Genomic DNA, 23,062 nt, shown 5'->3' with positions numbered 1-23,062 from the left:
CCCTCACTTCGGCAACCTCCGCGCCAGCGAACTCGTATCCTGCCGCGCCCCGCCCATCGCCTGCACCTCGGCATAGAATTGATCGACCAGCGCCGCGACCGGCAGCACCGCACCGTTCGCCCGCGCCTCGTCCAGCGCCAGCCCCAGGTCCTTGCGCATCCAGTCGACCGCGAACCCGAAATCGAACCGCTCGTCCGCCATCGATTCCCAGCGATTGACCATCTGCCAGCTTTGCGCCGCGCCGCCGGAGATCGCCTCCAGCACCTTGCCCGTATCCAGTCCGCTCTTCTGCGCGAACCGCAACGCCTCGGCCACGCCCTGCACCACGCCGGCGATCGCGATCTGGTTGCACATCTTGGTCTGCTGGCCCGCGCCCGCGTCGCCGACATGGACGATCCGCGCGGCATAGGCCTGCATCAACGGCTCCGCCGCCGCGAATGCCTCGGCCGAACCGCCGCACATGATCGACAGCTTGCCGTTCTCCGCGCCCGCCTGCCCGCCAGACACCGGCGCATCCAGCACCAGCAGCCGCGTCTCCGCTGCCAGCCGCCGCGCGATCGTCGCCGACACGGTGGTGTGATCCACGAACAACGCACCATCCGCCATCGCCGCGAAAGCACCGTCGTCGCCCAGCGTCACCGCCGCCAGATCGTCGTCATTGCCGACGCAAGCGAACACCGCCCCTGCGCCCCCGGCCGCCTCGGCCGGCGTCGCCGCCACCGCGCCGCCATATTGCGCCGCCCACGCCTTCGCCTTCGCCCGCGTACGGTTATAGACCGTCACCTCATGCCCCGCCGTGACGAGATGCCCCGCCATCGGCGCGCCCATTACGCCTGTTCCGATGAATGCCAGCTTTGCCATGGCGCCCGCATAAGCGGTGTTCCCCCACCGCGCCAGACGGTCTAACGGGAGCGCATGGCAACCCAGATCAAGCCGCAGCCCGAAACGCTTCCCGTCAGCATCGACGATGTGCGTGCCGCCCATGCCCGCATTCGCGATTCGATCGTGCGGACGCCCACGCTCATCAGCCGCACCCTGTCGCAGATGACCGGCGCGACGGTGTATCTGAAGTTCGAAAACCTTCAGTTCACCGCCGCCTACAAGGAGCGCGGCGCGCTAAACACGCTGCTGCTGCTGTCGGAGGAAGCAAAGGCCAAGGGCGTCATCGCCGCGTCGGCCGGCAACCATGCGCAGGGTCTCGCCTATCACGCCAACCGGCTCGGCGTACCGGCGACGATCGTGATGCCGCGCAACACGCCGACGGTGAAGATCGTCCAGACCGAGGGCCACGGCGCCAATGTCGTGCTGGAAGGCGACACGTTCGACGCCGCCTATGCCCATGCCCGCGTGCTGGAGGGTGAGCGCGGCTTCACCTTCGTCCATCCGTTCGACGATCCCCGCATCATCGCCGGCCAGGGCACCGTCGCGATCGAGATGTTCGAGGATGTGCCCTCGATCGACACGATCGTCACGCCGATCGGCGGCGGCGGCCTGATCTCCGGCATGGCGACCGTCGCGAGGGCGCAACCGAACCCGGTCGAGGTCGTCGGCGTCGAGGCGGAACTGTTCCCCTCGATGTACAACCGCATCAACGGCACCGACATGCCATGCGCGGGCGATACGCTGGCCGAGGGTATCGCGGTGAAGGAGCCCGGCGGCATCACCGCCCGCATGGTCGCGCAACTGGTCGACGACATCCTGCTGGTCGGCGAGCGCAGTCTGGAGGAAGCGGTCAGCCTGCTGCTCCAGATCGAGAAGACCGTGGTCGAGGGCGCCGGTGCCGCCGGTCTGGCCGCCCTGCTCGCGCATCCGGGCCGGTTCGCCGGCAAGACGGTGGGCGTGGTGCTATGCGGTGGCAACATCGATACGCGGTTACTCGCCAACGTACTGCTCCGCGATCTGGCACGCTCCGGTCGTCTCGCTCGCCTGCGCATCCGGTTGCAGGATCAACCCGGCGCCCTGTTCAATGTCGCGCGGATATTCGATCAGGAACGGATCAATATCATCGAGGTCTATCATCAGCGCGTCTTCACGACGCTGCCGGCCAAGGGGCTGATAACCGATATCGAATGCGAAGCGCGGGATGCCGCCCATCTGGATCGCCTGATCGCCGCATTGCGAGCCGCGGGTTATGACACGACGCCGGTGGAACTGGCATAGCGCATCTTGCCGTTCGAGCCGGGCTTCGGTCTCACAGACGCTGTCCGATGCCGACACGCTGGCGGCCGATCCTGGCCTAACCGATGGACGTCTGTCGACCCGGATCGTCGCGGATGAACGACATCAGGAAATCCCGATCATTCGGGCCGGCGGCGCTCGTCATCTTGGTTTGGCGATAGCCACCGCGGATCAGATATTGAAATGCGCCCCCGCGCCGGCATCATACGATTCCACTTGCGCGCAGGTCGGCGGCACCGTCATTCCGGTTCGGGCAACGGGATAATACGGGCGTCACCAGTCCCTTGAGGTCAGGTGTACCCGATGAACGCTTCGGCCGGCCCGAAACGGCGCCCGACACCGAGAGCGACAGCGCTCGCGCCATCCGTGCCTGATTGTTGAAACGGGGGGATGATCGCACCACGCGCCGGCCCGGGCAGTGCGTTGCTGACCGACAACGTAGGTCGCAAGACGAAGCGGATAGATATCACCGTAACATTCACCGGTGACCTCCATCGCTCCGTTATCAAAATGCCCTGACCTGCAACAGCAAGCCAGGGCATCAAGATGGAAAGAGCATCAAGCCCTTTCGATAAGGCAAATCCGCCGGTCGAACCGACCGGTCATGCCCGGATCAATTGCTGTCGGAGTCGTTGCTGTCGTTGACGATCGCAACGATACCGATCGCTGCAACGCCAGCCGCCAGCAGGGCAGCGGCGATCGCGCCACCGCCGGCCAGACCGTTCTTCTTCGACGACGTCGCCGTGCCGACGCGAGCCTTGGCAACCGAGAGCGACGATGCGGCATTCACCGGTGCGGCGAAGGCCGGAGCAGCGATTACGGGCGAAACGGTCAGCGCGACGGCCGAGGCGAGGGCAGTGAATGAACGCATGGGATTGGACTCCGATAGACAAACCAATGGAATCACCGCAACGCAGCAATTCACAGGGGGTTCCCCACCAACTTTCGTTCGAAAATCCAGTGTTTGCGACGATTGATGGTAAACGAGCTTTTCACCAGCTTTCGCTGAATACATATAGCATGCATCTGTCCACGTTTTCGGGGGTTCATCGGCGGTGACTGCGCCATTTCGTTTTCCGCGCTTTTTCGTCACCAGCCCGTCGCCGTGTCCCTATCTGCCGGGCCGGCAGGAACGGAAGGTGTTCACCGAACTGACCGGGCCCCACGCGACCGAACTGAACGATGCGCTGGGCCGGATCGGCTTTCGCCGCAGCCAAGGCGTGGCTTATCGTCCGTCCTGCGCGGGCTGCACCGCCTGTGTGTCGGTCCGCGTGGTGAATGACGAATTTGTCGCCAACGCTACCCAGCGCAAGCTGATGAAGCGGCACGCCGATCTGGAGGTCACCGCCTGCCGCGCCTGGGCCACCGACGAGCAATATCAACTGCTCCGTCGTTACCTCGCCGCCCGCCACCCCGGCGGCGGCATGGCGGGAATGGACGAGGACGATTACGCCGACATGATCGAACATTCGCCGGTCAATTCGCTGATCGTCGAATATCGCGAACCGGCGGTGAACGGGCGACGCGGCCGGCTGGTCGGCGCTTGCCTCACCGATCGTCAGGCCGATGGCCTGTCGATGATCTACAGCTTCTTCGACACCGACGAGGGCAGCCGTCCCGGTCTCGGCAATTTCGTCATCATGGATCACATCATGCGCGCGCGCGATGCGGGTCTGCCCTATGTCTATCTCGGCTATTGGGTGAAGGGATCGCCGCGGATGGAATACAAGACCCGCTATCGCCCGATCGAGGTGCTCGGCCCCGCCGGCTGGCGGTTGCTGCGAGAAGAGGACATAGCCCGGCCGACGGTGGCACCGGCGATCGCCTGAGTGATCACGCCTCGGCGACCGTCACGTCCACGTCCAGCCGTTCCTCGCCCTCGCCCAGCCGCGATCCCGCGACCGGCGCCGCGCCCGCCGCATCCAGCGCGGCGGCGACCCGGACATAATCCTCCTGCGGCGACAGGCCGCTGCACGGATCGAACCCCACCCAGCCCAGCCGATCGAGATACGCCTCCGCCCAGCCATGCGGCGTCGGCCGATGCTCGCCCGCCAGCAACGAATAACCCGAGACATAGCGCGCCGGCACGTTCAGGCTGCGCGCCGCCACCACGAACATATGCGCCAGATCGCGCGGCGTGGCGCTCTCGGCGGCAAAGGCATCGCCCGCCGTCAGTCCGGCAACCGGCCGCGACCGGTCCATCGTGAATCGTTCATGCAGCCCGGCGTTGATCCGGTGCAGCGCCGGCAACGTCTCCCGCCCCCCGGCGGTCGAGGCGGCGAAGACCGCGATCGCCGGATCGGGCATCGTCACCTCCGTCGATCGCAGGAACACCGCCGGCGGCAACGGCTCGCTCATGCCGTGCAGCACACCGTTGGAATGGCTGGTCAGCACCTCGCCGCTGATCGCGATCTCCAGTTCGGTAAGCGGCCCCTCGGCATAGAGCATCGTCACGGCATTGCCCCAGCCATCGCGCCCCTCGCGCAGCTTGGCGTCGCAATCGATGTCGATGCGCCAGCTCGCCACCGTCTGGTCGTGCGTGTTCTGCGGCGTCATCCGCAACATCTGCACCAGCCGGTCCTGCGGCCGTGAGAAACGATATGCCGTACGATGATGGATCGACAGCCGCATGTTTCCCCCCTTTGTTGCCGGCGATGGCGCCGGTCCCCGTTTTACCCGAACTTGATCCCGTTACCCGAACTTGAACTGGCGCCCGATCGCACTGTGCAGCAGCGCGTTTTCCTGGATGAAGGATTGCAGGAACTGGTGCAGGCCCGATGCGATCACTTCCCCCGATCGCGTCTTGCCCATCCGTGTCGCCCGCAACCGCGCCATCCGGTCCGCCTCGCCGTGCTGTCCCGTCCGCTTGGCGAGCATGGACAGCACGTCCACCGTCTCCTCGACCGACGCCGCCAGACTGCGCGGCAATTCCGCGCGCGCGATCAGCAGGTCGATGACGCTCGCCGGCTTCAGCCCGTCCGAGTAGAGCCAGCGATACGCCGTCACCGCCGACACCGTCTGCAGGATCGTCGTCCACTGATCGCGATCGACGACGCCGCCGATCCGCTCACCCGCCGGCAACAGGATGTGATATTTCACGTCGAGCAGCCGCGCGGTATTGTCCGCCCGCTCCACCGCCTGCCCCAGCCGAATGAACCATGTCGTCTGGTTGCGCAGCATCCGGTGGACCGCGCCTTCGAAGCCGCGCGTCTCGTTCTTCACCGCCTCGACCAGATTCAGCACCGCCGTCGGATCTGCCGCCGCCGGCTTCTCCTCGAAGATCAGCCACGCCCGGTTGATCGCCGTCCACGCCTCGCGCGTCAGCGCGGTCCGCACCGCGCGCGCATTGTTGCGCGCCATGTCGAGACAGCGGACGATCGACCCCGGATGCGCGCTGTCCACCGTCAGGAACCGCGCAACCTCGCTGCGTTTCAATTCGGCGCCGACCTCGTCGAAATCCCCCTCGGTATCGGTCACCTTCAGCGCCGACACCCATGCCTCACGCCCCGCCGGCCGCGGTGACAGCACGTCGAGCCGCACCGTCGCCTCCACCAGTCGTGCGATGAAATCCGCCCGCTCGAAATACCGGCCCAGCCAATAGAGCGATGACGCCGTGCGACTGAGCATCAGGCCGCCGGCCCCATCGGCGCGAAGCCCTGAGCCTGCGTCATGCCGCCCATCGTCTGGCTCTGGCCCTGCCCCATGGTCTGCGTCTGCTGTGGCCCGTTATCCATCAACACGAAACTATCCTTGGTGCCGCCGCCCTGGCTGGAATTCACCACCAGCGATCCTTCCTTCAACGCCACGCGGGTAAGCCCGCCCGGCACCACCTGCACGCCGCGCGATCCCGTCAGCACGAACGGCCGGAAATCGACGTGTCGCGGCGCGAGGCCGCTGTCCGCCAGCGTCGGGACCGTCGACAGCGCCAGCGTCGGCTGCGCGATATAGCGGTGCGGCTCGGCGATCAGCGCGGCGCGGAACGTCTCGATCTCCGCCTTCGACGCGGTCGGGCCGACCAGCATCCCGTATCCGCCCGATCCATCGACCAGCTTCACCACCACCTCGTCCAGATGGTCGAGCGTGTACTTCAGCGCATCCGGCTCGCGGCACCGCCATGTCTCGACATTGGGCAGCTTCGCCTCGCCCCCCGAATAGAACCGCACGATCTCGGGCATATAGCTATAGATCGCCTTGTCGTCGGCGATGCCGTTGCCCGGCGCATTCATGATCGCGACGTTGCCCGCGGCATAGGCCGCCATCAGCCCCGGCACGCCCAGCGCCGAATCCGGCCGGAACACCAGCGGATCAAGATAATCGTCATCGACCCGGCGATAGATCACATCGACCTTCACCCGCCCCGCGATCGTCCGCATCCACACCATGTCGTCGTCGACGACCAGATCGGCCCCCTCGACCAGTTCGATCCCCATCGAATCGGCCAGGAAGCTATGCTCGTAATAAGCGGAGTTGTAATGCCCCGGCGTCAGCACGACACAGGTCGGCGCGCTGACGCCGTGCGGCGCCACCGACTTCATCACCTCCAGCAACCGGTCGGGATAGCTGTCCACCGCCGCCACCCGGAATTCACGGAACAGCTCCGGGCACAGCCGCAGCATCGCCTCGCGATTCTCCAGCATGTAACTGACGCCGGACGGCGTGCGGGCATTATCCTCCAGCACGAAGAATTCGTCCGGCCCGGTCCGCACCAGATCGATGCCGCAGATATGCGCCCACACCCCGTGCGGCGGTCGCATCCCGGCGATTTCCGGCCGGAACTGTGGATTGCCCAGCACTAGATCCTCCGGCAGCACGCCCTCTTTCAGGATGCGGCGCTCGCCGTAAATGTCATCGAGGAACGCGTTGATCGCCTCGACCCGCTGGATCAAACCATCGGACAAACGCGCCCATTCGTCATGCAGGAACACGCGCGGCACGATGTCGAACGGGATGATCCGCTCGCTGGCCTCGCTTTCGCCATATACCGCAAAGGTGATGCCCAGCTGCCGGAACGTCGCCTCGGCCGCGTGCTGCCGCCGGCGCAGTTCCTCGCGCGGCGTCGCCTCTATCCAGTTGCACAGCGCCGCCAGTTCGGCGCGCGACGGCGCCCCGCCGCCAGCTCCTAGAATTTCGTCGAACGCCTGATTACCCATTGGAACGGAAAGCTCTCCACAGCGCCCTGGTTCCATGCTGCGCGAGATCGCCGCACCGCACAAGAGGCCATGCCGGGCTTACCCGCCCAATTCTTCCAGCATCCCCGGCGTCAGCACCTGCGGCAACACCCGCGCCTCCTTCGCCCCCGGCGCATAATAGAGGTACAGCGGCACGCCCGCGCGGTTATGCCGTTCGATGAAACGGCCCAGCACCGGATCGCCATCGGTCCAGTCGCCGACCAGCACCGCGACCTTCTTCTTCGCGAACGCCGCCTGCACGCCGGCGCGATCGATCGCCGCCTTTTCGTTCACCTTGCACGTCAGGCACCAGTCGGCGGTGAAGTACGCGAACACCGGCCGCCCCTCCGCCCTGAGCGTCGCCAGCCGCGCTTCGGAAAACGCCTCGCCAGCCGCCACGGACGGGGTCGCCGTCACCGGCTGCACCAGCGCCGCCACGCCCAGGCTCGCCGCCACCGGCACCAGCGTCCAGCCGAGCGACAGCCCCGCCATCTGCCGCCGCCCGCCGGCCCACAGCGCCAGCGCCGCGACCAGCGCCGCACCCAGCCCCAGCGTCATGCCATCGACGCCCGCCTGCCGCCCCAGCACCCACACCAGCGCCAGCGCCGTCAGCCACATCGGCACCGACAGGATGCGCCGCAACCGCGCCATCCACGCGCCCGGCTTCGGCAATCGCTTGCGCAACCGTGGCACGAAGCCCAGCAACAGGAACGGCAAGGCCAGCCCCAGCCCCAGCCCCGCGAACACCGCCAGCGCCGCCGGCACCGGCAGCACCAATGCCGCGCCCAGCGCCGCACCCATGAACGGCCCCGAACACGGCGTCGCCACGAACGCCGCCAGCGCACCCGTCGCAAACGATCCACCGCTGCCGGCCTCGCCCGCCCAGCGCGGCATCGGCATCTCGAACAGCCCCGACAGGTTCAGCGCGATCGCCACCGCCAGCAGCAACAGCACGACCACCACGCGCGGGTCCTGCAACTGGAACGCCCAGCCCACCGTCGCCCCGCCCGCACGCAGGCCGAGGATCACCGCCCCCAGCCCCAGACACACCAGCACGACGCCGGCGGTATAGGCCAGCGCCTCCCGCCGCGCCTCGCGCTCGGCCACGTTCGCCCGCGCCAGACTCAGCGCCTTCAGGCTCAGGATCGGGAACACGCACGGCATCACGTTCAGGATCAGCCCGCCGACCACCGCCCCGGCAAACGCCACCAGCGCCGCCACGACCCACGGCTGCCCCCCGCCATCGCTGCCGCCCGCATCGGGCACCACGCCCGCCTGCGCCTTGATCGCCAGCCCGCGTCCGTCGCCGATCCGCAGCACCGCCTCGAACGGCCCGGCCGGCGTGCCCTTGGTTGTTACCACCAACCGGTCGCCGACGCGTACCGCCGTCTGCGGCGCGGCCCCCTCGATCGATCCCGGCGCGGTCGGAAACAGGTAAGGCTCGGCCAGCGCCGCGTCGGCCGGATACGGCACCGCCACCCTCAGTGCGCCGTCCTTCACCGCCCAGGTCGCCGGCGTATCCAGCGGCCGCGGAATCGCCTGCCGCCAGGCATCGAACCGTGCCCGCGTCGCCGGCGCCACCGCGCCGTCGCCTACCGTCAGCGTGGTCGCCAGCGTCTGCTGCTCCGGCACGCACACCGTCCGCGTGCAGACCAGATAATCCAGCTTCAACCCGATCGGCAGCACCGTCCCCGCCGCCAGCCCCGCCGGCACGCGCAGCCGCACCAACGGCGCATAGGGCCGCTCGTAGACATAGTTCATCAGTCCCGCGACGATCAACGTCTCCGGCACCGGCCATGCCGGCGCCTCCGCCGTCACCCCCTTGGGCAGCGTCCAGCCGAACGTCGCCGGAAAGCCCGCATCGCCGGGGTTCGACCAATATCCGTGCCATCCCGGTGCCGGCGTCGTCGCCAGCGCCAGCGTCACCGTATCGCCCGCCTTCGGTCGTTCGCTTTCGGCGACCAGTTGCATCGCCAGATGCGGCCCGTTCTGCGCCCCGTCCTGGGCCAGTGCCGGCGAAAGCCCGGCCAGCCACAGGACGACAGTCATCATCACGACACGCAGAAGACGCATGGCAATCCTTGATACCGGGAAACGCCCGTTCCATAGCGGGCGGGCGCCCGCAATGCACCAAGGATGCCGATGAAATCCTCCCTCGCCCCGCTCGCCCTGCTGCTCGCCGTCCCGGCGATGGCGCAGACCGCTCCGGCCCCTGCCGCATCAGCCTCCACCGCACCCGCGCCCACCACGCGCCCGACGCTGATCGTCGCGATCTCGGTCGACCAGTTCTCCGCCGATCTCTTCGCGCAATATCGCAACCGCTACACCGGCGGCATGGCCCGGCTGCTGAACGGCGTCGTCTTCCCCAGCGGCTATCAAAGCCATGCCGCGACCGAGACATGCCCGGGCCACTCCACGATCCTCACAGGCTATCGCCCCGCGCATACCGGCATCGTCGCCAATAACTGGATCGACCAGCGCGCCGGCCGCGCCGACAAGATCGTCTATTGCTCGGAGAACGAGGCCGCGCCCGACTCCACCCACGACAGCTACATCGTGTCCGACCGGCATCTGAAGGTGCCGACGCTGGGTGAGCGGATGAAGAACGCCAATCCCGCCACCCGCGTCGTCTCGGTCGCGGGCAAGGATCGCGCCGCGGTGATGATGGGCGGCCACAAGGTCGACGAGCTGTGGTGGTGGGACGGCAAGACCTATGTCACCTATGCCGGCCGCGCGATCCCGCCCGTCGTCCAGCGCACGCGCGACGCCGTCGCCGCGATGCTGGCAAAACCACAGGCACCGTTGCCTCTGCCCGGCTGGTGCAAGCCGCTCGACCGCCCGATCACCGTCGGCACGCAGACGCTGGGTCAGGGCCGCTTCGCCCGCGATGCCGGCGACGCGAAGGCGTTCCGCGCCTCGCCCGCGTCCGACGCCGCCGTGCTGGCGATGGCCGCCGGGCTGGTGCAGGACATGAAGCTGGGGCGTAACACCACGCCCGACATCATCTCGATCGGCCTGTCCGCCACCGACTATATCGGCCATTCGGTCGGCACGCAGGGCACCGAGATGTGCATCCAGATGAACGAGCTGGATCAATCGCTGGCCGGCTTCTTCGAAGTGCTCGACCAGACCGGCGTCGATTACGAGGTGATGCTGACCGCCGATCACGGTGCGCATGACATGACCGAACGCCAGATCGATCGCGCCATGCCGATGGAAACCCATGCCGACCCGCAATTGCAGAGCAAGGGCATCGGCGCCGCCATCGGCCGCGACCTGAACCTGAAAGGCCCCGTGCTGCTGAGCGCGGAAGGCGACATCTACATCGACCGCGACCTGCCCGCCGCCGCCAAGCCCCGCGTGCTGGCCGAGGCGAAGCGCCGCTATCTGGCGATGCCCCAGGTCGCCGCCGCCCTGACCCGCGCCGAGATCATGGCGACGCCGTGGCCCACCACCCCGCCCGAGACGTGGACGCTGGCGGAGCGCGCGCGCTCGTCCTTCGACCCCGATCGCTCCGGCGACCTGCTGATCCTGCTAAAACCGCGCGTGACCACGATCGAAAAGCCCGGCCCCGGCTATGTCGAAACCCACGGCTCGCCCTGGGATTACGACCGCCGCGTCCCGATCCTGTTCTGGCGCAAGGGGATGTCCGGGTTCGAACAGCCCCTTTCGGTCGAAACGATCGACATCATGCCCACCCTCGCCGCCACGATCGGCCTGCCCGTGTCGGGCCAGGACGGCCGCTGCCTCGACCTCGACCCCGGCCCCGCCACCACCTGCCCGCGCTGACGCCCAAACTCCCACCGCCCCGTCATTGCGAGCGCAGCGAAGCAACCCAGCGTCCCACGCGCTGCCCTGGATTGCTTCGCTACGCTCGCAACGACGAACGAGAACTTGGGCCGACCCACTTACTCAGACGTACCATTGCCCTCCCCCCGATTTTTCGCCATCCGCGCCCCCGGGGAGACCGGCCACAGCCGGACGAAAAGGGGGGAAGAGAAAACTATGCACGCCATGTCGCCGACAGAGATATTCCTGCTCGCGATGCTGCTGATCTTCTCGGTCCCCTATGCCGTCTGGCGGCTGGGCCGAACCGACTATTGGGCACCCCTGGTCGTCGTCCAGATCATCGGCGGCATCCTGCTCGGCCCCGGCCTGCTGGGCGCGCTCTATCCCGATTACTATGCGTTCGTCTTCACGCCCCAGACGATCGGCTCGCTCAACGGCATCGCGTGGTGGGCGGTGATGATGTTCGTCTGGGTCGCCGGCATCGAACTCGATGTCGAGGAAGCATGGCGCCGCCGCGCCGAAACCGGCGTCACCGCCGGCCTCGCCCTCATCGTGCCGCTAATCACAGGTAGCATCGCCGCGCTGCTGATGCTGCAATATGACGGCTGGCGCGGGCCGGAGGGCGCGACGTGGCAGGTCGTGCTCGGCATCGGCATGGCCTGCGCCGTCACCGCGCTCCCCATCCTCGTCCTGCTCATGGAAAAGCTGGAAATCCTGCGCCAGCCGCTCGGCCAGCGCGTGCTGCGCTATGCCAGCCTCGACGATATCGCCATCTGGGGCGTCCTGGCGCTGATCCTGCTCGATTGGGAGCGCGTCGGCCGACAGGGCGGTTTCCTAATCGGCTTCGCGCTCGCGACCATCCTGATCCGCCGCCTGCTGGCCCGCGTGCCGGAACGCGACCGCTGGTATATCAGCCTGATCTGGCTCGCCGGCTGTGGCTTCGCCGCCGACTGGGCCGGGCTGCACTTCATGGTCGGCGCGTTCCTGTCGGGCGCGGTGCTCGACGCCAAATGGTTCGACCGCGAACGGATGGACCAGTTCCGCGCCACGATCCTGCTGACGGTGATGCCGGTGTTCTTCCTGTCGACCGGTCTGAAAACGCAATGGGGCGTCGGCGGCGGCGCGGTCTTCGCCGCGGCCCTGCTGCTGCTGATCGCCTCGGTCGGGGGCAAGCTGGCCGGTATCGGTCTCGCCGGCCGCATCCTCGGCTGGAAAAAGGGCGAGGCCTCGATCATCGGCTGGCTGCTTCAGACGAAGGCGCTCATCATGATCATCTTCGTCAACATCCTGCTCGACAAGAAGATCATCACCAACGAAACCTTCACCGCCCTGCTGCTGATGGCGATCGCCAGCACGATGCTGACGACCCCGATCGTCGCCCCCCGGTTGAAAAAGCTGCCCGATCTGTTGCGCCGGACGCATTGATCGCGATCGCGACCGGGGATGTCCTACAGGCCCCCGGTCGATTATTCCGGACCCGACGACCGCTCTTTCTCACCGTCGATCCCGATCGCCCGCCAACCCCTCGCGCCCGCACGCGTGATCGCGCGCGTATGGAGGGTGTGACTTTCGGGACTTTCCACGCCCGACCGCGGCCCGCGTTCAGTCGAGATTGGGTCGCAACCAGCGCGTCGCCGTGCCGATATCGACCCCCCGCCGCTCGGCATAGTCGACCACCTGATCCTGCCCGATCCGCGCCACGCCGAAATACTCGGCCTGCGCATGCCCGAAGTAAAAGCCGCTGACCGCCGCCGTCGGCAACATCGCAAAACTGTCCATCAACTCGATCCCGATCCGCTCCTCCGCGCCCAGCAGGTCGAACAGCTGGCGCTTCAACGAATGCTCGGGACAGGCGGGATAGCCCGGCGCAGGGCGGATGCCGCGATACTGCTCGCGGATCAGCGCCTCGTTGGTCAGCTGCTCGCCCGGCGAATAGCCCCACAGATCGGCGCGGACATGCAGATGCAGCCGCTCCGCGAACGCCTCCGCCAGCCGATCCGCCAGCGCCTTCAGCAGGATGTCGTTGTAATCGTCGTTATCCGCCTTGAACCGCGCGATGTGCGGGTCGATCCCGTGGATGCCGACCGCGAAGCCGCCCATCCAGTCGCCCGCCGGATCGATGAAATCCGCCAGGCACATGTTCGCCCTCCCCTCGCGCTTGGCGATCTGCTGACGCAGGAACGGCAGGCGGACGCTGTGTTCGTTGTTCCGGTTCAGGTCGGGGATGCTGAACCCCTCCGGCACCGACCCGCCATCGGGGCTGCGATGATCGTCGGAATGCGCGATCTGGATGAACACGTCGTCGCCACTGCGGTGACACGGCCACAGCGCCGCGATCCCCTTCGCCGTCAGCCATTTCTCGGCGATGATCGTGTCCAGCATCGCCTGAGCATCGGAGAACAGCCCGGTCGCGCTTTCGCCGACGACCTCGTCCTGCAGTATCGCCGGATAATTGCCCGCCAGTTCCCAAGCCCGAAAGAAAGGCGTCCAGTCGATATACGGTCGTAGATCCGCCAGATCCCAGTCGTCGAACACATGCAGCCCTGGCGACACCGGTGCCGGCGCCTTCAACGCCATATCCGCGACAAAGCCGCGCGCCCGCGCCTCGGCCAGCGGCAACAGATCGTTCTGCCCCTTGCCCGCCCGCGCATCGCGGACCTTCTGATACTCCGCCGCGACACCCTCGACATAGGCATCGCGGCCGGTGTCGCTGACCAGCGTCGTCGCCACGCCGACCGCGCGGCTGGCGTCCAGCACATGCACGATCGGCCCGTCATAGGCCGGCGAGATACGCAGCGCGGTATGCACCTTCGACGTCGTGGCGCCACCGATCAGCAGCGGCATCGTCATGCCCGCGCGCTTCATCTCCTCGGCCACCGTCACCATCTCGTCCAGCGACGGGGTGATGAGGCCGGACAGGCCGATCATGTCGGCATCGTTCTCGTTGGCCGCCGCGATGATCTTCGACCACGGCACCATGACGCCGAGATCGACCACGTCGAACCCGTTGCACTGGAGCACCACGCCGACGATGTTCTTGCCGATATCGTGGACGTCGCCCTTCACGGTCGCCATCACGATCTTGCCCTTGCCCTTCGCCCCCGGCTCCTTCGCCGCCTCGATGAAGGGCAACAGATGTGCCACCGCCTTCTTCATGACGCGGGCGGATTTCACCACCTGCGGCAGGAACATCTTGCCCGATCCGAACAGGTCACCGACCACGTTCATGCCGTCCATCAACGGCCCCTCGATCACCTCGATCGGCCGCGCGAATTGCTGGCGGCATTCCTCGGTATCGTCGACGACATGCGCGTCGATGCCCTTCACCAGCGCATATTCCAGCCGCTTGGTGACGGGCAGACTGCGCCATTCGGCCGCCGCCTTTTCCGCCACCGCATCGGTGCCACGATATCGCTCCGCCAGCGCGACCAGCCGGTCGCCCGCTTCGGGATCGGTATTCAGGACCACATCCTCGACCGCCTTGCGCAATTCCGGATCGATCGTGTCGTACACGTCGAGTTGCCCAGCGTTGACGATGGCCATGTCCATCCCGGCGGGGATCGCATGATACAGGAACACGCTGTGCATCGCCCGCCGCACCGGTTCGTTGCCCCGGAACGAGAAGCTGAAGTTCGACAGCCCGCCCGAGATATGGACGTGCGGACATCGCACCTTGATCTCGCGGCACGCCTCGATGAAATCGACGCCGTAATTGTTATGCTCCTCGATCCCTGTCGCCACCGCGAACACGTTAGGATCGAAGATGATGTCCTCGGGCGGAAAGCCGATGCCGACCAGCAGCTTGTACGCACGCTCGCAAATTTCGACCTTGCGCGCCTGCGTATCAGCCTGCCCGACCTCGTCGAACGCCATCACGACGACCGCCGCGCCATAGGCCATGCACTTGCGCGCCTGGTCGAGGAACTGCGCCTCGCCCTCCTTCATGCTGATCGAATTGACGATCGGCTTGCCGGACACGCACTTCAGCCCCGCCTCGATCACACTCCATTTCGAGCTGTCGACCATGAACGGGATGCGCGCGATATCGGGTTCCGCCGCGATCAGCTTCAGGAACGTCGTCATCGCATATTCGGCGTCGAGCAGCCCTTCGTCCATATTGACGTCAAGCACCTGCGCCCCCGCCTCGACCTGCTGCAACGCCACCTCGACCGCGGCCGGATAGTCCCCCGCCATGATGAGCTTCTTGAAGCGTGCGGAACCGGTGACGTTGGTACGCTCGCCGATATTGACGAAATTGGTGGCCGAAATGGTGGTCATGACTTCTTCTTCAGATCCTCCCCGGCACGGGGAGGGGGACCGCTCGGCATTTGCCGAGGGGTGGAGGGGGCTCTCCACGAACGTCACATCGAGTGGAGAGCCCCCTCCACCAGCCTGCGGCCGGTCCCCCTCCCCGTTCCGGGGAGGATCAGCCTCATGCCGCCATCGTGAACGGCTCCAGCCCGGCCAGCTTGGTCCGCACCGCCGGCGCTACCGGCACCCGTGGCGGCAGCCCGCGCACCTTGTCCGCCATCGCCTTGATATGCGCCGGCGTCGATCCGCAGCACCCGCCCAGCACGTTGACCTGACCCGCTACCGCCCATTCGCCGACTAGTCCGGCGGTCGTCACCGGCGCTTCGTCATAGGCGCCTAGTTCGTTCGGCAGACCCGCATTGGGATAGATCATGATGAGCGTGTCGCAGATCTCACTCAGCGTCTTCACATGCGGCCGCAACTGCTCCGCGCCGAACGAGCAGTTCAGCCCGATCGTCACCGGCTTAGCATGCCGCACCGCATGCCAGAACGCCTCGACCGTATGTCCCGACAGATTGCGGCCGGACAGATCGGTCAGCGTCATCGACAGCATGATCGGCACATCACGGCCCAGATCGTTGCCCGCCTCGATCGCCGCCATGATACCGGCCTTAGCGTTCAGCGTGTCGAACACCGTCTCGATCAGGATGAAATCGACGCCGCCTTCCAGCAAGGCATCCGCCTGTTCGCGGTACACGCCCTTCAGATAGTCGAAGTCGATCTCGCGATATCCGGGATCGTTGACGTCCGGCGACAGCGACAGCGTCTTGTTGGTCGGCCCGATCGCCCCCGCCACGAAGCGCGGACGACCATCGCGCGCCGCGTATTCGTCCGCCAGCCGCCGGGCGATCCTGGCGGATTGCAGATTGATCTCGCGCACCAGATGCTCGGCACCATAATCGGCCTGCGAAATCAGGTTTGCCGAAAACGTGTTGGTCGACACGATGTCCGACCCGGCATCCAGATATTCGCGGGTGATCGTCTCGGGCACTTCCGGCTTGGTGATCGCCAGAATGTCGTTGTTGCCCTTCTGATCGTGGCTCAGGCCGAGATCGCCGGCATAATCCGCCTCCGACAGCTTCCAGTTCTGAATTTCGGTGCCGAATGCGCCATCCGTAATCAGGATGCGCTTGGCCGCTTCCGCGTTCAGCCTCTCCCGCGCGCTCATGCCGCTGCCGCCTCGGACGATGCCTTGGCGCGGACCCCCAGCAGATGACAAATCGCGAATGCCAGTTCGGCGCGGTTGAGCGTGTAGAAGTGCAATTGATCGACGCCGCCCGCATACAGCCGACGCGACAGTTCCGCCGCCACTGTCGCCGCCACGAGCTGGCGCGAGGCCGGATGCTCGTCCAGCCCCTCGAACAGGCGACCCATCCAGGGCGGCACCGCGGTGCCGCACATCGCCGACATACGCTTGACGCTGGCAAAATTCGACACCGGCATGATGCCCGGTACGATCTCCGCATCGATCCCCGCCTTCGCCACCTGATCGCGGTAGCGGAAGAAGGTTTCCGGCTCGAAGAAGAACTGCGTGATCGCCCGCGTGGCGCCAGCATCCAGCTTGCGCTTCAGATTGTCGAGATCGGCCGCCGCATCGGGCGAATCGGGGTGCGATTCAGGATACGCCGCCACCGAAATCTCGAACGGATGCAGGCGCTTCAGCCCGGCGACCAGATCGGCGGCATTCTCGTAACCGCCGGGATGGCTGGCAAAGCGTGCGCCCTGCTGCGGCGGATCGCCGCGCAACGCCACGATATGGCGGACGCCCGCCGCCCAATATTCCTCGGCGACCTGATCGATCTCTTCGCGCGTCGCCTCGACACAGGTCAGGTGCGCGGCGGCGGCCAGCGACGTCTCGCGCTGGATGCGCGCCACCGTGGCATGCGTCCGCTCGCGCGTCGTGCCGCCCGCGCCGTAAGTGACCGATACGAAACGGGGGCCGAGCGGCTCCAGCGTCCGCACCGACTCCCACAACTGCACGTCCATCTTCTCGTTTTTCGGCGGGAAGAATTCGAAACTGACCGCCAGATCGCCGCCGACATCGGCATAGAGCGGCGATTCGAGCGCCCGCCGCGCCTCTGCCAGCTGGTTCACCGAGATCGTCATGCCGCCTTCACCTCATGCAAAGCCGCCGCGCCTTTGCGCGCCAGCCATAATTTCACCGTCAATTCGCCGCCGCCCAACGTCTCCACCCGCGCCATCCGCAGGCCCGCGGCATCGGCCCAGCCCGCTACCTGTTCGTCCGCGAAGCCCAACCGGACATGCGCGTCCTTGGTGCGCAGATCCTCGCGATCGTGTGAGGCAAAATCGGCGATCAACAAGCGCCCGCCCGGCCCCAGCACCCGTGCCGCCTCGACGATCGCGGCGCCCGGCTGTTGCGCGAAATGCAGGACGTGATGGATGATGGCGACGTCCGCCGCACCATCCGCCATCGGCAGCGCATACAGGTCAGCCTGGCGAAGGTCGGTGTTGCTGGCGCCCGCCAGTTTTGCGCGGGCAAGGCGCAGCATCTCCGACGACCGATCGATGCCGAGCGCGGTTTGCGCCTGGCGACCGAACAGTTCCAGCATCCGCCCCGTACCCGTCCCGATATCGATCAGCGTACCCAGCGGCGCGGCGCCCAGCACTTGCTGCATGGCCGACTCGACCTCGCTGTCGGCTACGTGCAGCGACCGGATGGCGTCCCATTCGCCGGCGTGCGATTCGAACCATGCCGCTGCCGACGACGCCCGGTCCGCGCGCACCGCCGCCAGTCGCGCCGCATCGGCAACCGCCCAGTGATCCGCCTGACCATCGGCCCAGGCATCCAGCAGCACGGCGATCGGTTCGACCACCGCCGGTCGGCCCAGGGCGACGAACACCCAGCTGCCTTCCTTGCGACGCTCGGCGACACCGGCATCGCACAGGATTTTCACATGGCGCGACACGCGCGGCTGGCTCTGGCCCAACACCTGTGCGAGTTCGCCGATCGACAGCTCCATCCGGCGCAGCAGCGCGAGAATACGCAGACGGGTGGCATCCCCCAGCGCGCCAAAGATGTCGAGTGGATCGATCATGACCATCAACATATAAAGATATCTTTATATGAGGTCAATCGAGCGATGCGGTGGACCCGAATGCTTTCGCTTGCGTTCCGATTGCCGGAGATCCCCGAACAGGATCATCGAAACAGGAGATTTTTATGAAGAAGCTGATCGTTCCCGTGATGGCCGCTGCTGCCCTGCTCGCTGCCTGCAGCCAGAAGGCACAGAACGAAACGTCGGAAGCCGCCAACGCTGTGGCGGCAGATACCGCTGCGACCACCGAGAACGCCGTCGGCGACGTCGATGTCGCAACCGATCGCGCACTGGGTTCGGCCGAAGCCTCGCTCGACAATGCCGGTTCGGCGATCGAGCATAACACCGACAAGGCCGGCGCTGCGATCGGCAATGCGGCCGACCGCGCTGCGGATGCCACCGGCCGCGCGCTGGAGAACACCGGCCGCGCTATCCGCGACTGATCTGACGGTCGTAAAATCGACCTGTATGACCGGGCGGCGGCCAGTTCACGGACGAACTGGCCGCCGCCATGATGATGGACCCACCATGACCCAATTTCGCCTCGGCTCCACCGATCTTCACCTGTCGCCATTGGTATTGGGCGGCAATGTGTTCGGATGGACGGCCGATCGGAATGCCAGCTTTGCCGTCCTCGACGCCTTCGTCGCGGGTGGTGGCACGATGATCGACACGGCGGACGTCTATTCGGCGTGGGTCGATGGTCATCAAGGCGGCGAATCGGAGATGGTGATCGGCGAGTGGCTGAAGGCAAGCGGCCGGCGCGACGATGTACTGATCGCGACCAAGGTAGGCATGCTACCAGGAGAAGGCGGCGAGAAACTGGCACCCGCCCGAATCATCGCGGCGTGCGAGGCCTCGCTACAACGGCTCGGAACCGATCGGATCGACGTCTACTACGCGCATCAGGATGACGATTCCGTGCCGCAGGAAGAGATGCTGGGTGCGTTCGGCCGTCTGGTCGATGCCGGGAAGATCCGGGTCCTCGGCGTCTCCAACTTCTCCGCTCGCCGTCTGAAGGCGGCGGTGGATATCGCGCGGAATGACGACCTGCCGCGCGTCCATGTTCTGCAGCCGGAGTATAATCTGGTCAGCCGTCACAAATTCGAAGGTGAGTTGCAGGATTACTGCGTTCAGGAAAATATCGCCGTGCTGCCTTACTATGGGCTGGCCGCAGGGTTCCTGACCGGCAAGTATCGCACCGAAGCCGACCTGGGCAAAAGCATCCGGGGCGGTACGATGAAGGAATTGCTGGCCGGTCGTGGTGCAGCGGTTCTCGCAGCGATGGACGAAATCGCCGGCGAAAACGGGGCGACATTACCGCAAATCGCGCTGGCGTGGCTGATCGCGCAGCCCGGTGTCACCGCGCCAATAGCCAGTGCGACGAGCGTCGAGCAGCTGGCCGATCTGTTGCCGGCGATGACCTTGTCGCTCGACGACGATCAACTGAAACGGTTGACCAACGCCGGCGCGTGATCGCGACAGCGGCACGAAGTCCTGTTAAAGCAAGGCATGCCGCCGTTCATGCCCCGCGTCCCGTGGATGCTGCTGACCGCCCTTGCGTGGATATTTACGGCACTGCCGGCGTCGGCTGCGATCACGATCACCTTCTGGAGTCATGAACTCGGCAACAGCTTCCCGCACGCGTTCTTCACGTTGCGTGGGGTACCGGACGCCGGCGGGGCACCCGTCGATGTCAATTACGGGTTCACGGCCAATACACTCAGTCCGAAAATCCTGTTCAGCACGGTGCGCGGGCGTCTGGATATCGCCAAGCCGGGCTATATCGCGACCAGCGACGCGCAGTTTTCGATCGTGCTGACCGATGCGCAATATGCCGATATCCTGAAACTGGTCGCGGCGTGGGGCGACCGGGGTGACAGTCGTTATAGTCTTGGCCGACGCAATTGCGTTCATTTCGTCCAGGAGGCGGCGCGCATCAGCGGGCTGGTCAATCTGGAACAGCCCGGCCTGATGAAAAAGCCCCGATCCTTCCTGAAAGCGGTAGCCGTCGCCAATCGCGATCGGGTCACGGTACTGGGCGTCCATGGCAGGACCTATCTGGCAACGCTACCCGCGCTGCCGGCGGCAATGACTGCCGCTCGCTGATCGGCCGGTTCGATCTCGATCAGATCGAGTTGCGACTGGAAGGCCGGACGTGGCAGAACGAGGCGCCAGCGATGATCGCCGATCCGCTCCACGATGCCCGCCATATCGCGACCGGGATCGCGACCATAGGCCATCGCCCGTGTTTCACCCGCGAGCATCATCGAACCCAGAAATATCGTCCGCGAGTCGGTATCGGCATACAGCGTTCCGATCGGTCGCTGCCCCCTGCCCAATCCCGTGAACAGGCTGGCGGAGGGATCGACCCCGATCCGGCATGCCGTCCATGGCAAGGTCACGAAGGAGGAACCCGATATGCCCTGCCGACCGAGTTTCGTCGTGCGACAACGATAGTCGCCCGGCGCTGGCAAAGACCCGGTCAGGCTACGATCCGGATCGAACAATGCGGCATCGGCGGTGATGGCGGTCATCGCCGCCCTGTCCCCCCGCACATCCCGCAACGCGGTCGACCAAGCCGACCGCCATTCGCGCACCTTCTGACGGTCGGCCGCCGTGGCAACGCGGCGCCACTCTGTCGTGACGGACTGCTCGGCAGCGCCCGCACCGGCGGCGAGCAGGATACCCGCCACGGCCCAGTGCCTCATGCCGCGGTCCAGCCACCATCCATCGACAGGTTCGCGCCGGTGATCGATGCCGCCTCGTCCCGGCAAAGGAACAGGCCGAAGGCAGCGACCTGTTCGGGGGTCACGAATTCCTTGGTCGGCTGGGCAGCGAGCAGGACATCGTTCATCACCTGTTCGCGTGTCAGGCCCCGCGCCTTCATCGTGTCGGGTATCTGGTTCTCGACGAGCGGCGTCCAGACATATCCCGGCGAGATGCAATTGACGGTGATGCCATCGCGCGCGACCTCCAGGGCGGCGGCCTTGGTCAGCCCCGCCACGCCGTGCTTGGCGGCGACATAGGCGGACTTGTTCGGACTGGCGATGAGCGAGTGAGCGGACGCGGTGGTGATGATTCGCCCCCACCCCTTCGCCTTCATCACCGGGATCGCCGCGTGCATCAGGTGGAAGGCGGAAGACAGGTTGATGGCGATGATCGCATCCCATTTGTCGGTCGGGAAATCGACGATCGGCGACACGTGCTGGACGCCGGCATTGGCGACGACGATGTCGCATCCGCCCGTCTCCGCCACCGTCCGATCGACCAGCGCCGCGATCTCGTCTGGTTTCGACATGTCGGCCGGATCGTACAGGGTAATGGCGCCGCTGGTATCGGCCAGCTCGGCGCGAATGTGCTCGATCGCACCGGCGTCGCCGAAACCGTTGATGACGACGGCTGCGCCCTCGGCGGCGAAGGCGCGCGCAAAGGCAAGGCCGATACCCGATGTCGATCCCGTGACCAGCGCCGTCTTGCCCTTCAGCAGCATATCGTTCTCCCTGTTCCGTCCGTGATGACCGCCCGTCGAGCATGGCGGCAAGCCGTATCCCGATCAACGCTTGCAACCGACAAGTGACCTCAAGCATTTCACCAGCGCAACGATCAGGCGATACTTCATGCGGCTCGACGATTACGATCCCAACATCAACGTCGGCGACCAGCGGGGTGAAGGCGGTGGTTTCGGCGGTGGCGGTGGCGGCGGGTTGCTGTTCGGCCTGTTGCCACTGATCGGCAGCCGGTTTGGCTGCGGTGGGATCGTCGTGGTGCTCATCATATTGGCGGTGCTCGGCATGAACCCGCTGTCGCTTATCAACGGCGGCGGCCAAGGTTCTGCCCCGGTCACGCGTACCGCTCCGGGCAGCAGTGGCGGCAGCGAGGCGGCGACCGCGTGCCGTGTCGATGCGGAGAGCAAGGCGGCCTGCAACGCATTCAGTTCGGCGGAGCATACATGGGAAGCGATCTTCGCCAAGTCGAACCAGCCGTTCCAGGCGCCGTCTCTGCAATTCTATGGCGGATCGGGTCGATCAGGCTGCGGCGCGGCGCAGGCGGCGATGGGGCCGTTCTATTGCCCGACGGATCGGGGCGTCTATCTCGACACGAGCTTCTTCAACGAACTCGCGACGAAGTTCGGCGCGAAGGGCGATTTTGCGCAATATTATGTGATCGCGCATGAATTCGGCCACCACATTCAGAACCTGCTCGGCACATCGACTCAGGTGCAGCAGGCGCAGGCGCGGTCTAGCGAGGCCGAAGGCAATGCCATGTCGGTGCGGCTCGAATTGCAGGCGGATTGCTATGCCGGTGTCTGGGCGGCAGCCAATCGTGACCGGCTCGATCCCGGCGATATCGAAGAGGGCATGACCGCGGCGCGGGCGATCGGTGACGACACGTTGCAGCGGGAAGGTCAGGGCCGGGTCGTTCCCGACAGCTTCACGCATGGCACGTCGGCACAGCGGATGAAATGGCTGCGTATCGGGATGGAGACGGGTGATCCGGCCAAGTGCGATACGTTCTCGGGAGCTTATTGAGAATCGAACTTCACAGAAGTTCGCACTC

At 66.0% G+C, this 23,062-nt stretch carries 20 protein-coding genes; 8 read left to right on the top strand and 12 right to left on the bottom strand.

The features are described 5' to 3' along the window. Positions 1 to 3: 3 nt before the first annotated feature. Positions 4 to 861 (bottom strand): NAD(P)-dependent oxidoreductase, encoded by an 858-nt coding sequence (locus tag JAO74_RS07250; protein ID WP_199036526.1) that lies wholly within the window; start codon positions 859 to 861, stop codon positions 4 to 6. Positions 862 to 915: 54 nt separating this feature from the next. Here JAO74_RS07250 and JAO74_RS07245 point away from each other — a divergent pair, with 54 nt between their 5' ends. Beyond that, the gene (locus tag JAO74_RS07245; protein ID WP_199036524.1) at positions 916 to 2,160 is read left to right on the top strand and encodes a threonine ammonia-lyase; all 1,245 of its coding nucleotides are present in this window, start codon (positions 916 to 918) and stop codon (positions 2,158 to 2,160) included. A 631-nt stretch (positions 2,161 to 2,791) separates the two neighbouring features. Here JAO74_RS07245 and JAO74_RS19135 read toward each other — a convergent pair. Beyond that, on the bottom strand, positions 2,792 to 3,271 hold the full coding sequence (locus tag JAO74_RS19135; protein WP_332908757.1) for a hypothetical protein: 480 nt from the start codon (positions 3,269 to 3,271) through the stop codon (positions 2,792 to 2,794). Between JAO74_RS19135 and JAO74_RS07235 the strand changes: the two genes are divergently transcribed. Continuing rightward, positions 3,234 to 4,007 (top strand): arginyltransferase, encoded by a 774-nt coding sequence (locus tag JAO74_RS07235; RefSeq protein WP_199036520.1) that lies wholly within the window; start codon positions 3,234 to 3,236, stop codon positions 4,005 to 4,007. The two genes, JAO74_RS19135 and JAO74_RS07235, sit on opposite strands and share 38 nt — an antisense overlap. A gap of 4 nt (positions 4,008 to 4,011) precedes the next feature. Here the strand turns inward: JAO74_RS07235 and JAO74_RS07230 are convergent, their stop codons facing one another. The 4 genes from JAO74_RS07230 to JAO74_RS07215 form a co-directional block, all read right to left on the bottom strand. Then, positions 4,012 to 4,809, bottom strand: coding sequence for a transglutaminase family protein (locus JAO74_RS07230; protein ID WP_199036518.1), 798 nt, complete (start codon positions 4,807 to 4,809; stop codon positions 4,012 to 4,014). Between the two features lie 60 nt (positions 4,810 to 4,869). Next, positions 4,870 to 5,805, bottom strand: coding sequence for an alpha-E domain-containing protein (locus JAO74_RS07225; protein WP_199036516.1), 936 nt, complete (start codon positions 5,803 to 5,805; stop codon positions 4,870 to 4,872). Continuing rightward, positions 5,805 to 7,328 carry a circularly permuted type 2 ATP-grasp protein gene (locus tag JAO74_RS07220; protein ID WP_199036514.1) on the bottom strand — a complete coding sequence of 508 codons (1,524 nt, stop codon included), beginning with the start codon at positions 7,326 to 7,328 and terminating at the stop codon, positions 5,805 to 5,807. The genes JAO74_RS07225 and JAO74_RS07220 overlap by 1 nt, the downstream gene beginning before the upstream one ends. A gap of 78 nt (positions 7,329 to 7,406) precedes the next feature. After that, positions 7,407 to 9,419, bottom strand: coding sequence for a protein-disulfide reductase DsbD family protein (locus JAO74_RS07215; protein ID WP_199036512.1), 2,013 nt, complete (start codon positions 9,417 to 9,419; stop codon positions 7,407 to 7,409). A 69-nt stretch (positions 9,420 to 9,488) separates the two neighbouring features. Between JAO74_RS07215 and JAO74_RS07210 the strand changes: the two genes are divergently transcribed. Continuing rightward, positions 9,489 to 11,135: an alkaline phosphatase family protein gene (locus JAO74_RS07210; RefSeq protein WP_199036510.1), complete on the top strand. Its 1,647-nt coding sequence runs from the start codon at positions 9,489 to 9,491 to the stop codon at positions 11,133 to 11,135. Between the two features lie 216 nt (positions 11,136 to 11,351). Then, positions 11,352 to 12,560: a cation:proton antiporter gene (locus JAO74_RS07205; protein WP_199036508.1), complete on the top strand. Its 1,209-nt coding sequence runs from the start codon at positions 11,352 to 11,354 to the stop codon at positions 12,558 to 12,560. Positions 12,561 to 12,737: 177 nt separating this feature from the next. On the opposite strand, the gene metH is transcribed toward JAO74_RS07205, so the two are convergent. The 4 genes from metH to JAO74_RS07185 form a co-directional block, all read right to left on the bottom strand. After that, positions 12,738 to 15,413, bottom strand: coding sequence for a methionine synthase (gene metH, locus JAO74_RS07200; protein WP_199036506.1), 2,676 nt, complete (start codon positions 15,411 to 15,413; stop codon positions 12,738 to 12,740). Between the two features lie 154 nt (positions 15,414 to 15,567). Next, a complete protein-coding gene (locus JAO74_RS07195; RefSeq protein ID WP_199036504.1) occupies positions 15,568 to 16,614 on the bottom strand; it encodes a homocysteine S-methyltransferase family protein in 1,047 nt (348 codons plus the stop codon). Beyond that, positions 16,611 to 17,552 (bottom strand): methylenetetrahydrofolate reductase [NAD(P)H], encoded by a 942-nt coding sequence (metF, locus tag JAO74_RS07190; RefSeq protein ID WP_199036503.1) that lies wholly within the window; start codon positions 17,550 to 17,552, stop codon positions 16,611 to 16,613. Before metF ends, JAO74_RS07195 begins: the two co-directional genes overlap by 4 nt. Then, complete coding sequence (locus tag JAO74_RS07185; RefSeq protein WP_199036502.1) at positions 17,549 to 18,502, bottom strand: ArsR/SmtB family transcription factor; 954 nt, start codon at positions 18,500 to 18,502, stop codon at positions 17,549 to 17,551. Before JAO74_RS07185 ends, metF begins: the two co-directional genes overlap by 4 nt. Positions 18,503 to 18,627: 125 nt before the next feature. On the opposite strand from JAO74_RS07185, the gene JAO74_RS07180 reads away from it, so the two are divergent. The 3 genes from JAO74_RS07180 to JAO74_RS07170 all read left to right on the top strand — a co-directional run bounded on the left by JAO74_RS07180 (position 18,628) and on the right by JAO74_RS07170 (position 20,611). Further along, on the top strand, positions 18,628 to 18,945 hold the full coding sequence (locus tag JAO74_RS07180) for a hypothetical protein (protein ID WP_199036501.1): 318 nt from the start codon (positions 18,628 to 18,630) through the stop codon (positions 18,943 to 18,945). A gap of 85 nt (positions 18,946 to 19,030) precedes the next feature. Beyond that, positions 19,031 to 19,978, top strand: a complete 948-nt coding sequence (locus tag JAO74_RS07175) for an aldo/keto reductase (RefSeq protein ID WP_199036760.1) — start codon at positions 19,031 to 19,033, stop codon at positions 19,976 to 19,978. A 48-nt stretch (positions 19,979 to 20,026) separates the two neighbouring features. Further along, entirely contained in the window at positions 20,027 to 20,611 is a 585-nt protein-coding gene (locus JAO74_RS07170) for a hypothetical protein (protein WP_199036758.1), read from the top strand. Here JAO74_RS07170 and JAO74_RS07165 read toward each other — a convergent pair. Then, positions 20,560 to 21,213, bottom strand: a complete 654-nt coding sequence (locus JAO74_RS07165; protein ID WP_199036500.1) for a DUF4893 domain-containing protein — start codon at positions 21,211 to 21,213, stop codon at positions 20,560 to 20,562. The two genes, JAO74_RS07170 and JAO74_RS07165, sit on opposite strands and share 52 nt — an antisense overlap. Then, positions 21,210 to 21,995: a 3-hydroxybutyrate dehydrogenase gene (locus JAO74_RS07160; RefSeq protein ID WP_199036499.1), complete on the bottom strand. Its 786-nt coding sequence runs from the start codon at positions 21,993 to 21,995 to the stop codon at positions 21,210 to 21,212. The genes JAO74_RS07165 and JAO74_RS07160 overlap by 4 nt, the downstream gene beginning before the upstream one ends. A gap of 127 nt (positions 21,996 to 22,122) precedes the next feature. Here JAO74_RS07160 and ypfJ point away from each other — a divergent pair, with 127 nt between their 5' ends. After that, a complete protein-coding gene (ypfJ, locus tag JAO74_RS07155) occupies positions 22,123 to 23,034 on the top strand; it encodes a KPN_02809 family neutral zinc metallopeptidase (protein WP_199036498.1) in 912 nt (303 codons plus the stop codon). The last annotated feature ends 28 nt before the right edge of the window (positions 23,035 to 23,062 follow it).

This window comes from Sphingomonas mollis (assembly GCF_016427505.1).
Taxonomy (GTDB): Bacteria; Pseudomonadota; Alphaproteobacteria; order Sphingomonadales; family Sphingomonadaceae; genus Sphingomonas; species Sphingomonas mollis.
This window is presented reverse-complemented; position numbering and strand designations above follow the sequence as displayed.

Excerpts from the sequence above, each read along its gene's own strand:
- JAO74_RS07215 (WP_199036512.1), bottom strand. The coding sequence starts at position 9,419 with ATGCGTCTTCTGCGTGTCGTGATGATGACTGTCGTCCTGTGGCTGGCC.
- JAO74_RS07170 (WP_199036758.1), top strand. The coding sequence starts at position 20,027 with ATGCCCCGCGTCCCGTGGATGCTGCTGACCGCCCTTGCGTGGATATTT.
- ypfJ (WP_199036498.1), top strand. The coding sequence starts at position 22,123 with ATGCGGCTCGACGATTACGATCCCAACATCAACGTCGGCGACCAGCGG.
- JAO74_RS07230 (WP_199036518.1), bottom strand. The coding sequence starts at position 4,809 with ATGCGGCTGTCGATCCATCATCGTACGGCATATCGTTTCTCACGGCCG.
- JAO74_RS07165 (WP_199036500.1), bottom strand. The coding sequence starts at position 21,213 with ATGAGGCACTGGGCCGTGGCGGGTATCCTGCTCGCCGCCGGTGCGGGC.
- JAO74_RS07180 (WP_199036501.1), top strand. The coding sequence starts at position 18,628 with ATGAAGAAGCTGATCGTTCCCGTGATGGCCGCTGCTGCCCTGCTCGCT.
- JAO74_RS07160 (WP_199036499.1), bottom strand. The coding sequence starts at position 21,995 with ATGCTGCTGAAGGGCAAGACGGCGCTGGTCACGGGATCGACATCGGGT.
- JAO74_RS07185 (WP_199036502.1), bottom strand. The coding sequence starts at position 18,502 with ATGATCGATCCACTCGACATCTTTGGCGCGCTGGGGGATGCCACCCGT.
- JAO74_RS07205 (WP_199036508.1), top strand. The coding sequence starts at position 11,352 with ATGCACGCCATGTCGCCGACAGAGATATTCCTGCTCGCGATGCTGCTG.
- JAO74_RS07195 (WP_199036504.1), bottom strand. The coding sequence starts at position 16,614 with ATGAGCGCGCGGGAGAGGCTGAACGCGGAAGCGGCCAAGCGCATCCTG.
- JAO74_RS07245 (WP_199036524.1), top strand. The coding sequence starts at position 916 with ATGGCAACCCAGATCAAGCCGCAGCCCGAAACGCTTCCCGTCAGCATC.
- JAO74_RS07250 (WP_199036526.1), bottom strand. The coding sequence starts at position 861 with ATGGCAAAGCTGGCATTCATCGGAACAGGCGTAATGGGCGCGCCGATG.
- JAO74_RS07175 (WP_199036760.1), top strand. The coding sequence starts at position 19,031 with ATGACCCAATTTCGCCTCGGCTCCACCGATCTTCACCTGTCGCCATTG.
- JAO74_RS07220 (WP_199036514.1), bottom strand. The coding sequence starts at position 7,328 with ATGGGTAATCAGGCGTTCGACGAAATTCTAGGAGCTGGCGGCGGGGCG.
- JAO74_RS07210 (WP_199036510.1), top strand. The coding sequence starts at position 9,489 with ATGAAATCCTCCCTCGCCCCGCTCGCCCTGCTGCTCGCCGTCCCGGCG.
- JAO74_RS07225 (WP_199036516.1), bottom strand. The coding sequence starts at position 5,805 with ATGCTCAGTCGCACGGCGTCATCGCTCTATTGGCTGGGCCGGTATTTC.
- metH (WP_199036506.1), bottom strand. The coding sequence starts at position 15,413 with ATGACCACCATTTCGGCCACCAATTTCGTCAATATCGGCGAGCGTACC.
- metF (WP_199036503.1), bottom strand. The coding sequence starts at position 17,552 with ATGACGATCTCGGTGAACCAGCTGGCAGAGGCGCGGCGGGCGCTCGAA.